Genomic DNA, 11,605 nt, shown 5'->3' with positions numbered 1-11,605 from the left:
ATTCCCTGATAAATGAGTTAAGGCAAAAGCCGATCGGGCAACAGGCGCATCAGCTGAGTGTCGAACCAGGCCATGAAGGCCGGCGACGGCACAGCATCGACCGCCAGATACCACCAATCGGCAGCAGCGAAGGCACGGCACTTCACCGCGTCCTTTTCGGTCATCACCAACGGCAATGACGGTGTGAAATTCAACGCCTGCACGCTGTATTCGGCGTGGTCGGCAAACGCATGGGGGATTGCTCGCCAGTCTAGCGCTTCGAGGGTATTGAAGAAACGTTGCGGATTGCCGATCCCGGCGACGGCGTGCACGGCCTGGCCAGCGGGAAAGTGGTCAAGGGGTTTACGCTCCCCGCTGCGCAGGTTGACCAGTGCAGTCGGTTGCAGACGGAAAGCGAAACCGTCGTCACGGTCTTCAGTCGCACCATTGAACAGCACACCATCAACACTTTGCAGACGTTCGATCGGTTCGCGCAACGGCCCGGCAGGCAGGCAACGCTTGTTGCCGAGGCCACGAGCGGCGTCGATCAGCACCAGCTCCAGATCACGCGCCAGGCGGTAATGCTGCATGCCGTCGTCGGAGAGGATCAGATCCAGCGGCTCATTGGCGAGCAAGGCTTTGACGGCGGCGCTGCGATCGGGGTCGATCATCAGCGGCACACCTGTGCGCTGGACGATCAACAACGGTTCATCACCGGCAATGTCCGCGGTTTGCTCGGCCTCAACGCGCCATGGCAGTTGCGGCGGTTTGGCACCGTAGCCACGGCTGACCACGCCGACGCGCAAACCGCTACGCCGGCAATGTTCGATCAACCACAGAATCATCGGCGTCTTGCCGGTGCCACCCACGGTGATGTTGCCGACCACGATCAACGGCACGGGCGATTGATAGATCTCACCCTCACCGCTGAGAAAGCGCTGACGCTTGTTGATCACCACACGGCGATACAACATTTCCAGCGGCCGCAGCAGCGCCAGGGCCGGGTGCCCCTGATACCACGCGGCGAGAAAGCGATCGGACAGGCTCATCAGGATTTGGGCGCCGCCTCGACCGTGGTCATGCGCAGATGGCTGAAACCGAGCTTGCCGGCCGCGTCCATGGCGGTGATCACGGATTGATGCTGAGTCTTGCCGTCAGCACTGATCGACAACGGCATGTTGGTGTCGCCGTTGGACTCTTTCTGCATGGCTTCCATCAGGGTCGCCAGATCATTTTTCGGCAGAATCTTGTTGTTCACCGAAAAAACGCCTTCGGCGCTGATAGCCACGTCGATCTGCTTGAGCTGCTGATCTTCGGCCGGTGACCCGCTGACCGCTTCCGGCAGGTCGACGCGCAACTGGGTTTCACGGGTAAACGTGGTGGTCACGACGAAAAACAGCAGCAGAATGAACACCACGTCGATCAGCGACGCGAGGTTGATATCGATGGTTTCCCGAGGCTTGCGACGGAATTTCACGCGCGGCCCTCGGCCAGGTCGACGTCACGATCGCCCTGCACCACTTCAACCAGTTTGATCGCTTCCTGTTCCATGCCCACCACCAGCTCATCGATACGGCGTTGCAGGAACCGGTGGAAGAACACCGCCGGAATACCGACCATCAGGCCTGCCGCAGTGGTGATCAATGCTTTGGAAATACCACCGGCCAATACCGAGGCGTTGGTGGTCATGCCTGAGCCAGTGAAGGCACTGAAAATGTCGATCATGCCTAACACGGTGCCCAGCAGACCGAGCAACGGCGACATGGCGGCAATCGTGCCCAGCGCATTAACGTAGCGCTCGAGTTCGTGAATGACCCGGGCGGCGGCCTCTTCAATGCACTCTTTCATGATCTCGCGACCATGCTTGGAGTTGGCCAGACCGGCAGCGAGGATTTCCCCCAGCGGCGAATTGGCGCGCAATTCCTTGAGTTTTTCTTTATTGAGCTGCTTGTCCTTGATCCAGACCCAGACCTGGCCCAGCAGATGCTCGGGGGTGACGCGACTGGCGCGCAGGGTCCACAGGCGTTCGGCGACGATCGCCATGGCCGCGATGGAGCTCAGAATGATCGGCAACATCATCCAGCCGCCGGATTTGACCAATTCCCACACAGTGACAGTCCCCTCGAAAAAGTGCGCCACTTTACCATACCGATTCACGATTAAGACCCGCCGCCCCGACGACCGTGATGTGCCATCCATGCTGGCACCGATCAACGGGCGAGCGCAGGCGTATCACGCCAGAAACGCCGCTGATGACGCATCGTCCACGGCGGTTTGAAGCGGCCCAGTTGCAGATGAATGGCGCCCTGTTCGGCGCTGTCGTAAATGCGCAGGCCTTGTTTGCGATAACGCGCCAGTACGGTCGGATGTGGATGGCCGAAAGAGTTGCCCTGTCCGCGAGAAATCAACACGGCTTCAGGTTGCAGCACCTTGAGCAGCGCCATTGACGATGAACTGCGGCTGCCATGGTGAGGCGATTGCAGCCATTGCGTCGGGACCGCCAGTGGACTGTCGAGTAATACGCGTTCGGCGTGGGTGTCGATATCGCCGGTCAGCAACAGGCGCTCGCCATTGGCCTCGATCTGCAACACGCAGGAACGCTGATTGCTGTCGCCGGCGTCCGCCCACTGCCAGAGTTGAAAACGCACGCCGTCCCACTGCCATTGCCGGCCGCTTTCGCAGGCCTCGGCGCTCAACTGCGCGGGCAGCCCCGCCGGGTCGCCGCTGATCACTTGATCGACGGTCAAACCACGAGTGATCGCCAAAGCACCGCCAGCGTGATCGGCGTCCGCATGGCTAAGCAGCATCAGATCAAGGTTTCTCACGCTGAGTTTGCGCAATGCAGGCAGCACCACCCGCTCACCGAGATCGAAATCGCCAAAGCGTGGCCCCGCGTCATACAGCAGCGCGTGATGACGCGTGCGGATCAGGATGGCCAGGCCTTGGCCGACATCGAGTTGCCAGATCTCGGCCAGCCCTTCATCCAGACGCTCGCGGGGTGGCACGACCAGCAGCAATAGCAATGGCCAGCCCAGTGCACGCATCGGCACGCCGCGCGGCAACAGCAACAACACGGCGCCGAGGCCGCCAATGGCCCAGACCCAAGTGGGTACCGAGGGTGCGATCCACGCCGGCCAATGCCCGGCAATCATTGCCAGCGCGCGAAACAGTACGTCGATCAAACCGCCGGCCAGCCACAGCAGGCCGGCGCCAACATAAGGGACAGGCAACAACACCGTCCCCAGTAGCGCTGGCGGTAACACCACCAGACTGACCCAGGGCACTGCGAGCAGATTGGCCAGCGGCCCGCTGAGACTGACCGGCAGGTTCAGTGCCAGCAAAACCGGGCACAAACCAATCGCAATCAACCATTGCGCCCGCGTCCAGGTCTGCCACCAGCGCCACGGACCCAAACGACCGCCAAAGGTGAAAATCAACACCGCCACCGCCGCAAACGACAGCCACAAACCCGGACGCAAACTGGCGAGCGGATCCAGCAACAGCACACCATTGAACGCCAGCAGCAACGGCCACCATGCCCCCAGATGGCGAAAGCGCAGGCGCCACAACAGCACCAGCCCGACCATCACGCAGGCCCGCTGCACCGGCACATCGAACCCGGCAAGCAGCCCATAACCAAACGCTGCCGCGAACGCCAGCCCACAGGCCCATGGCAGCCACGGCCAACGCAATGGCCACAGGCCAAATCGCGCCAACCCTGCGACCAGCCAATACATCACCGCCGCCAGCAAGCCGATGTGCTGACCGGAAATCACCAACAAGTGCACGGTGCCGGTGTCCTGCAAAATCTGCCAATCCTCACGACTGAGCCCGGACCCATCGCCCAACACCAACGCGGCCAGAGCACCGGTCCGACCGTGCGCATCCACTGCAAGCAGGCGCTGACGAATGCTGTCGCGCCAGGCCCAACGCGCTTCGCTCAGGCGTTGACCGTCCTTGATCGTGCCCGTCGCACCGACGCGTTGCGCCAGCAGCCAAGCCTCGTAATCGAACGCATCCGGATTGAGCAAACCAGCGGGGCGCTTGAGTTTGACTGCCAATCGCCAGCGCTCGCCACTGTTGACCGGCGGCCCGGCGTACCAGGCGAGGCGCATCAGCGATGGCAGCTTTTCATGACGCGAGCGCGCATCCGCCAACTCGAAACGCACCACACCCTCGGCGCTCTGCGGCAAGCCGGTGACCCGTCCTTCGAGCCAGCGGGTTTCGCCATCCACTTCAGTCGGCAAACGATCATTCAACGCCCACTGCGCGCTGACACAGGACCACGTAAAACCCAACAGCAAAAACGCCAACGGATAGCTGCGAAACGGCAGCAGCATCAAAGCAGCCACCGGCAGCAACAGCATCAACCAGACCGGCGGTAATGCCGGCATAAAAACCGGGGCCAGCAGACCAACTGCCAGCGCCATCATCCCTGTGCGCATAAGCCCGTCCTTGAGAGTCCCGCACTTAGGCATAGCGGGTGTCGGGCACAGGCGTCGTCAACAATTGTCACAAAGTCTGAATGGGCGCTTCGTAGAATCCAGACATACTTGCCGCCTTAACCGACCGAGAAGCCTTATGCCCCGGCGCTTATTCAAACGTTACATGCCCGACCCGACGAGCATCAGGGAACACAAATCCTTACGCTTTCTCGGCAAGTTGCTGCATGACCCGAATCTCTGGCACCTCAATCGCCACTCGGTCGCCCGGGCGATGGCGGTCGGCCTGTTTGCTGCGTTCCTGCCGATTCCGGCGCAGATGCTGGTGGCCGCCGCCCTCGCCGTCATGGTGCGGGGGAACATGCCGATTGCGGTCAGCCTGGTGTGGCTGACCAATCCGATCACCATGCCGGCGGTGTTCTTCTGTACGTATCAGGCTGGGGCGTTTTTGATGGACGTGCCTGCCCGGCATCTTCCGGATGAGCTGACCTGGGAATGGATCAGCGGCGAGTTGTCGACGTTGTGGCAGCCGTTCTTGCTCGGTTCGGTAGTGGTAGGGCTGGTGCTTGGCGCCCTCGCCTATTGCCTGGTGATGATGTATTGGCGTTGGTGGGTCGCGCGGCAATGGGCGCGGCGCAAGAAAAGCCGCATGCGCTGAATGCAAAACGGCCTCCGCAGTGGGAGGCCGTTTTGATTTGTGGCGTCTGGATTGGCCCTATCGCGAGCAGGCTCACTCCTACATTGGAATGCGTTCCCCTGTAGGAGTGAGCCTGCTCGCGATGGCCACGACTCGGTCTGGAGTCAGGTACGCATCCCGCGCCCACTCACCAGCAACCGTGCACAACCGAGATACAGCACCACCGTCGCCACCAGCATAAAGGTGATCGCAATGCCGATCTTGATATCTGACACACCGAGAATGCCGTAACGGAAGGCGTTGACCATGTGCAACACCGGGTTGGCCAGCGACACGGTTTGCCAGAATGGCGGCAGCAGCGTGATCGAATAGAACACCCCACCCAGATAGGTCAGCGGCGTCAGCACAAAGGTCGGGATGATTGAAATATCATCGAAGTTGCGCGCAAACACCGCGTTGATGAAGCCCAGCAGCGAGAAGATCGTCGCCGTCAGCACCACCACGAGAATAGTCACACCGAGGTGATGCACCTGCAGATGGGTGAAGAACAGCGACAGAATCGTCACGATCACGCCGACCATCAGGCCACGCAACACACCGCCAATGGTGAAGCCGATCAGAATCGTGTGCGGCGACACCGGCGAGACCATCAGCTCTTCGATGGAGCGCTGGAACTTGCTGCCGAAGAAACTCGAGACGACATTGCCGTAGGAGTTGGTAATCACCGACATCATGATCAGCCCCGGCACGATGTACTCCATGTAGGTGAAGCCACCCATGTCGCCGATCTGCCGGCCGATCAGGTTACCGAAGATCACAAAGTACAGAACCATAGTGATCGCTGGCGGCAGCAGGGTCTGCGGCCAGATCCGCGTGAAACGTTTGACCTCGCGGTAAACAATGGTCTGCAGCGCGACGAGGTTGGGACGGAATTCGGAACTCATACCGCCACCTTCGACAGATTTTTCTCCACCAGGGACACGAACAGCTCCTCGAGGCGATTGGTTTTGTTACGCAGGCTCAATACTTCGATGTTCTGCTGCGCCAACTGAGTGAACAACGCCGTGATGCCCATGGATTTGTCGACCTGGACTTCCAGGGTATGGCTGTCGATCAACCGCGCCGGATAGCCGAGCAATTGCGGCGTGACGCTCAAGTCGTTTTTCAGATCGAGCAAAAAGGTTTCCACGTGCAACTGGCCGAGCAATTGTTTCATGCTGGTGTTTTCGACGATGGTGCCGTGGTCGATGATGCCGATGTTGCGGCACAGCTGCTCAGCCTCTTCCAGATAGTGCGTGGTGAGGATAATGGTGATGCCTTTCTGGTTCAGCTCGGTGAGGAACGTCCACATCGAACGGCGCAGCTCGATATCGACGCCTGCGGTCGGTTCATCGAGGATCAGCAGACGTGGTTCATGGACCAGCGCACGGGCGATCATCAAACGGCGCTTCATGCCGCCGGACAACGACCGCGACGGCACGTCGCGCTTGTCCCACAGGCCCAATTGAGTGAGGTACTGCTCGGCGCGTTCCTTGGCGATTTTCGCCGGAATGCCGTAGTAACCGGCCTGGGTCACGACGATGTCGAAAGTCTTTTCGAACTGATTGAAGTTGAATTCCTGGGGCACCACGCCGATCGAGCGCTTGAGCTGCGCAGGATTCTTGTCCAGGTCATGACCGAAGATATTCACCGTACCGCTGGTCTTGTTGACCAGGGTCGAGAGAATGCCGATGGTCGTGGATTTGCCGGCACCGTTGGGGCCGAGCAAGGCGAAAAAGTCACCTTCGGCGACGTCCAGATCGATACCACTCAAGGCCTGGAACCCGTTGCCGTAGGTTTTGGTTAGCTGCCGGATGGACAGAGCGGAACTCATATCTGATTTACGCACCATTGAAGGAAAAAAGGAGACGGCGGCGAAAGATCGAACCGCAGCGCAAGTGCGCAATGGTGCTTGCCACCGCCGTACAAGTACAGTCAAGTGTGTCGATAGTAGGTATTAAGTCAACGCGGTCATGACTGCTTTCTGGTAGGCCGGACGCTGCTTCAGGCGCTCGTACCAAGCCTGCACATGCGCTTGCGGGGCGCGTTCGATGGGCATCTCGAACCAGGCATAAATGAAACTGCCGAGCGGGATATCGCCCATGCCGATGTCTTGGCCGGAAAGATACGGTTGGCTGGCCAACGCCTCTTCGGCCATGCTCAGCAACTCGCTGCATTCCTTGATCGCGGCGTTGATCGCTGGCCAGTCCTGCTTGTCCGCCGGGGTGCGCAAGACGCCCCAGAACACCGTGCGGAATGGCCCGGCAAAACTCGACGTGGTCCAGTCCATCCACTTGTCGGCGATGGCGCGGGCTTGCGGATCGGCCGGATACCAAGCGCTATCAGGCGCATGCTTGGCCAGCAGATAACGCACGATGGCGTTGGATTCCCACAGCAAGAAACCGTCGTCTTCGATCACTGGCACCCGACCGTTCGGGTTCATCGCCCGGTACTCAGGTGTGTCGACTACGCCGAATGCGCCACCGGCATCGATCGCCTCGTAAGCCAGACCGAGCTCCTCGGCGGCCCACAATGGCTTCCTGACATTCGATGAGTTTTTCCGTCCCCAGATCTTCAGCATGACCGCCTCTTTGCAAATGCGTGGGCAGGCAGCATACGCCGGATCAGACGCGGCTCAAATCACTCTGCATATCGCCCAGCAGTTGCGGCTGCTCATCAGTGAACAGATGCGGATAGCACTTTTGCAGATGTTCGAAGAAGAACGTCTCCGGTACATCGGCGAATTGTCCGTGATCGACCAGATACTCCATCAACTGTGCACCGTCGCGGTTGAACGGGTGGAAAACGCTGTCGTTGATGCCGTCGAACTCCAGTGGCGCGACGTTGAACAGCTCGCAGAGCTTCTGGTTGAACGCCGGGGTGGCTTTGACCCAGCGATCATTGAGAAAAAACTCGGTGTAGCCGTGCATGGCGAACATGTCGCTTTTCAATAACTGGAGCAGACGCGGGGTCGACAGGTGATTTTTCACATCGGCCAGGCCGATCCGCGCCGCGATTCCGCAATGCCGCGCGCAGCCCGCCAGCAGCGTGGCTTTCGGTACGCAATAACTCTCCGCCGTCGCCAATGCATAACTGCCACACAAAGTCTGCGGATCACGGCTGAAGGTGTAAGGGTTGTAGCGCACCGCCTCACGTACTGCGTAATAAAGATTGATCGCCTGCTCAAGCGGATCGCGGCTGGCGCCCCGATGCTGTTCGGCGAACTCCACCACCGCCGGGTGGTCACTATCGATGAAGCGGCCGGGGCTCAGATACTCGTGCATGACGACAATCTCCTGGGTGAGTCCCGAGTCTAGCGACAGCTTCAGCACAGAGATAACGACGTTTCGGCCAAACTTGGACGCAAAGACGCGGGATCGGCGAACGATTTCCCACACGTGTTGCCCACCGAACCTACGAAAACCATCCGGGGTTTCCCACGATTTCAATCACCTTGGTCTGACCGCCCGATTTTACAGATGCCGTCTAAGCTCTGGAGGGTCGATTTGCCTTGGTTCACGGAGGACTGAATATGCTGTTGTTGTGGATACTGGTTTTGATCGTTGGCGTGGCATATCTCGCCCACCGGCGTATTTCGCCTCTGCCCGCGTTGGGCATCGTTGCCGCCTACTTGCTGGCGATGGGTATTTTCAGTCATGCGCCGGGATGGCTGTTGCTGGTGTTCTGGGTCCTGCTGGCGGTGGTCGCTGCACCGTTGCTGCTGCCTGACCTGCGCCGCAAGCATTTCACGGCGCCGCTGTTCAACTGGTTTCAGAAAACCCTGCCGCCCATGTCGCAGACCGAACGCGACGCAATCGATGCCGGCACTGTCTGGTGGGATGGCGAGCTGTTCAGCGGCCGTCCGGACTGGGACAAACTGCTGGCCTACCCCAAGGTGCAACTGAGCGAAGAAGAACAGGCCTTCATTGATGGCCCGACTGAAGAACTCTGCGCGATGGTCACTGACTGGCAGATCGGCCAGTCGATGGACTTGCCGCCGGAAGCCTGGGCGCACATCAAGGAACACGGCTTTTTTGCCCTGATCATTCCGAAAGAATTCGGTGGTAAAGGGTTCTCTGCTTACGCTCACTCGCAAGTGGCAATGAAACTGGCCACACGCAGCGGTGACCTCGCCTCCACCGTGATGGTGCCGAACTCACTCGGCCCGGCCGAACTGCTGTTGCATTACGGCACCGACGAACAACGCAATCACTACTTGCCACGCCTGGCCCGTGGCGATGACATCCCGTGCTTCGCCCTCACCGGCCCGCTTGCGGGTTCTGATGCCGGCGCGATGCCCGACACCGGCATCATCTGCAAAGGTCAGTGGAAAGGTCAGGAAGTCATCGGACTGCGCCTGAACTGGGAAAAGCGTTACATCACTCTTGGCCCCGTGGCCACCCTGCTCGGTCTGGCGTTCAAGGCGTATGACCCGGAGCACCTGCTCGGTGACAAGGAAGACCTCGGCATCAGTCTCGCACTGATCCCGACCGATACCGCTGGCGTCGAAATCGGTCGCCGTCACCTACCGTTGGGCGCGGCTTTTATGAACGGCCCGAACTCGGGCAAGGACGTGTTCATCCCGCTGGACTTCCTCATCGGCGGTCAGGAAATGCTCGGCAAGGGCTGGATGATGCTGATGAACTGTCTGTCGGTGGGCCGTTCGATCTCGTTGCCGGCAGTCGGTACCGGGGCAGCCAAATTCACCAGTCTGGTAACTGGTCAGTACGCGCAGATTCGTGAACAGTTCAATGTACCGCTGTCGGCCTTCGAAGGTATTCAGGAAGCCATGGCGCGCATCGGCGGCAACGCGTGGATGATGGACGCGGCACGGATGCTCACCGCCAACGCAGTGGATCTCGGTGAGAAACCCTCGGTGCTTTCGGCGATCCTCAAGTACCACCTCACCGAGCGCGGCCGCGAGTGCATCAGCCACGCCATGGATGTACACGGTGGCAAGGCGATCATCATGGGCCCGAACAACTATCTCGGCCGCAGCTGGAACGGTGCGCCGATCTTCATCACCGTGGAAGGCGCGAACATCCTCTCGCGCAACCTGATGATCTTCGGTCAGGGCGCGATTCGTTGCCATCCATTTGTGCTTAAGGAAATGGCGCTGGCGGGGCGTGAGGACAAGGATCAGGCGCTGAAAGAGTTCGATGGCCTGCTGCTCAAACACATTGGTTTCGCTGTGAGCAACGCTGCCAGCACGCTGGTACTGAACTTGGGTTTCGGCCACTTCGAGCATGCGCCGGGCGACAAGATCAGTCAGGGTTACTTCCGCGCACTCAACCGTCAGGCAGCGGCGTTTGCCATGCTCGCCGACTTCAGCATGATGCTGCTCGGCGGCGAACTGAAGCGTCGCGAACGTCTGTCGGCCCGTTTGGGAGATGTGCTGAGCAACCTGTATCTGGCCTCTGCCGCGCTCAAGCGCTATCACGATCTGGATTCGCCGGCGTACATGGAGCCGCTGTTCCGATGGGCAATGGAAGAAAGTCTCGGCCAGGCGGAACGAGCAATGGATGAGTTGCTGCGCAACTTCCCCAACAAGGTGTTCGGCTGCCTGCTGCGCGTCATCGTCTTCCCGTTTGGCCGTCGTCACAAAGGCCCGTCGGACAAACTCGGAGCGGAAGTGGCTGGCGTCATTGGTCGCGCCAAGGGCGATCCGGCGCTGGAAGAACTGCTTGCCGGTTGCTATCGCCCACAGTCGGCAGACGATGCGGTCGGCGCGCTGCAACACGCCAGCGATCTGCTGAATGCTGCGCAGCCATTACACAAAAAACTGCACACTTCGCTGAAAAGCGGTCAGGTCAAACCGGTGGCGGGCGAACACGCCATCGATGCAGCACTGGAGGCCGGAGTGTTGCAACCGGTGGAAGCGCAGAGCCTGCGCGATGCCGAAGCAGCGCGACGCAAGGTGATCGACGTCGATGATTTCGACAAAGAGGAGCTGGCGCTCGCAGAGGGCAAAGTCCGCTGATCCTGACAACCATGTCCAAGAGGGCGCAGGAGCTTTATACTCCCGCGCCCGTTTTGCTCTTGAGGACTTATCTCGTGTCCAACGTCGTTGCCGATCATCTTGTTTTACTCGACCACCTGCGCAGCATCCTGGTCGCCGTAGGTGAGGCCGAACAGGTTCCCGAAGAAAGCCATGCCCTGTTCCTGGAGCGCTTCGACGAACTGCTCGCATCGCTGCCGATCGATCCGATCGAAAGCCAGTACCTGGGCCAGGACATCCTGACTCAAGTGATTAGCCGTTACCCGCAGATCGCCCACCTGATCCCGCGCGATCTGCTGTGGTTCTTCGCCGGTGACTGCCTGCACTACCTGTCCGATGAAGAGATCGACCTGTATCAGGCGCTGGAAGAGCGCCGTTACGAAGCTGAACAGAACGACGAACCGTTCGACTGGAATCAGGAAAAACAGCTGCTGGCGATGTCTGCTCAGGACAGCAAGCACTGATTTAACTGTTTGGTTGAAAATCAAAAGATCGCAGCCTTCGGCAGCT

The 11,605-nt window shown here is 59.8% G+C and carries 11 protein-coding genes; 3 read left to right on the top strand and 8 right to left on the bottom strand.

Annotation, left to right across the window (positions count from 1 at the left end; genetic code table 11):
- Positions 1-17: 17 nt before the first annotated feature.
- From lpxK to ACI514_RS03365, 4 genes are all read right to left on the bottom strand, one after another.
- Positions 18-1,028 (bottom strand): tetraacyldisaccharide 4'-kinase, encoded by a 1,011-nt coding sequence (lpxK, locus tag ACI514_RS03380; RefSeq protein WP_160059023.1) that lies wholly within the window; start codon positions 1,026-1,028, stop codon positions 18-20.
- The gene (locus tag ACI514_RS03375) at positions 1,028-1,456 is read right to left on the bottom strand and encodes a biopolymer transporter ExbD (protein WP_007908223.1); all 429 of its coding nucleotides are present in this window, start codon (positions 1,454-1,456) and stop codon (positions 1,028-1,030) included. Before ACI514_RS03375 ends, lpxK begins: the two co-directional genes overlap by 1 nt.
- Entirely contained in the window at positions 1,453-2,088 is a 636-nt protein-coding gene (locus tag ACI514_RS03370; protein WP_007908216.1) for a MotA/TolQ/ExbB proton channel family protein, read from the bottom strand. Before ACI514_RS03370 ends, ACI514_RS03375 begins: the two co-directional genes overlap by 4 nt.
- A gap of 101 nt (positions 2,089-2,189) precedes the next feature.
- The gene (locus ACI514_RS03365) at positions 2,190-4,424 is read right to left on the bottom strand and encodes a DNA internalization-related competence protein ComEC/Rec2 (RefSeq protein ID WP_405123085.1); all 2,235 of its coding nucleotides are present in this window, start codon (positions 4,422-4,424) and stop codon (positions 2,190-2,192) included.
- 136 nt (positions 4,425-4,560) lie between these two features.
- Here ACI514_RS03365 and ACI514_RS03360 point away from each other — a divergent pair, with 136 nt between their 5' ends.
- Entirely contained in the window at positions 4,561-5,079 is a 519-nt protein-coding gene (locus ACI514_RS03360; protein WP_007908202.1) for a DUF2062 domain-containing protein, read from the top strand.
- Positions 5,080-5,222: 143 nt separating this feature from the next.
- On the opposite strand, the gene ACI514_RS03355 is transcribed toward ACI514_RS03360, so the two are convergent.
- From ACI514_RS03355 to ACI514_RS03340, 4 genes are all read right to left on the bottom strand, one after another.
- Positions 5,223-6,002, bottom strand: a complete 780-nt coding sequence (locus tag ACI514_RS03355) for an ABC transporter permease (RefSeq protein ID WP_008087860.1) — start codon at positions 6,000-6,002, stop codon at positions 5,223-5,225.
- Entirely contained in the window at positions 5,999-6,931 is a 933-nt protein-coding gene (locus tag ACI514_RS03350; protein ID WP_405123084.1) for an ABC transporter ATP-binding protein, read from the bottom strand. Before ACI514_RS03350 ends, ACI514_RS03355 begins: the two co-directional genes overlap by 4 nt.
- A gap of 123 nt (positions 6,932-7,054) precedes the next feature.
- Entirely contained in the window at positions 7,055-7,678 is a 624-nt protein-coding gene (locus ACI514_RS03345) for a glutathione S-transferase family protein (RefSeq protein ID WP_405123083.1), read from the bottom strand.
- A gap of 43 nt (positions 7,679-7,721) precedes the next feature.
- On the bottom strand, positions 7,722-8,381 hold the full coding sequence (locus tag ACI514_RS03340) for a transglutaminase family protein (RefSeq protein ID WP_405123082.1): 660 nt from the start codon (positions 8,379-8,381) through the stop codon (positions 7,722-7,724).
- A gap of 248 nt (positions 8,382-8,629) precedes the next feature.
- Between ACI514_RS03340 and ACI514_RS03335 the strand changes: the two genes are divergently transcribed.
- Both ACI514_RS03335 and ACI514_RS03330 read left to right on the top strand, forming a co-directional pair.
- The gene (locus ACI514_RS03335; protein ID WP_405123081.1) at positions 8,630-11,077 is read left to right on the top strand and encodes an acyl-CoA dehydrogenase; all 2,448 of its coding nucleotides are present in this window, start codon (positions 8,630-8,632) and stop codon (positions 11,075-11,077) included.
- Positions 11,078-11,151: 74 nt separating this feature from the next.
- A complete protein-coding gene (locus ACI514_RS03330; RefSeq protein WP_039760212.1) occupies positions 11,152-11,559 on the top strand; it encodes a PA2817 family protein in 408 nt (135 codons plus the stop codon).
- Positions 11,560-11,605 lie beyond the last annotated feature (46 nt).

The sequence above is a fragment of the Pseudomonas sp. M20 genome, assembly GCF_045037865.1.
Lineage (GTDB): Bacteria > Pseudomonadota > Gammaproteobacteria > Pseudomonadales > Pseudomonadaceae > Aquipseudomonas.
Note: the sequence above shows the minus strand (reverse complement) of the source record. Positions and strands in the feature narration are given on the sequence as shown.

Excerpts from the sequence above, each read along its gene's own strand:
- lpxK (WP_160059023.1), bottom strand. The coding sequence starts at position 1,028 with ATGAGCCTGTCCGATCGCTTTCTCGCCGCGTGGTATCAGGGGCACCCG.
- ACI514_RS03365 (WP_405123085.1), bottom strand. The coding sequence starts at position 4,424 with ATGCGCACAGGGATGATGGCGCTGGCAGTTGGTCTGCTGGCCCCGGTT.
- ACI514_RS03335 (WP_405123081.1), top strand. The coding sequence starts at position 8,630 with ATGCTGTTGTTGTGGATACTGGTTTTGATCGTTGGCGTGGCATATCTC.
- ACI514_RS03355 (WP_008087860.1), bottom strand. The coding sequence starts at position 6,002 with ATGAGTTCCGAATTCCGTCCCAACCTCGTCGCGCTGCAGACCATTGTT.
- ACI514_RS03350 (WP_405123084.1), bottom strand. The coding sequence starts at position 6,931 with ATGAGTTCCGCTCTGTCCATCCGGCAGCTAACCAAAACCTACGGCAAC.
- ACI514_RS03360 (WP_007908202.1), top strand. The coding sequence starts at position 4,561 with ATGCCCCGGCGCTTATTCAAACGTTACATGCCCGACCCGACGAGCATC.
- ACI514_RS03340 (WP_405123082.1), bottom strand. The coding sequence starts at position 8,381 with ATGCACGAGTATCTGAGCCCCGGCCGCTTCATCGATAGTGACCACCCG.
- ACI514_RS03345 (WP_405123083.1), bottom strand. The coding sequence starts at position 7,678 with ATGCTGAAGATCTGGGGACGGAAAAACTCATCGAATGTCAGGAAGCCA.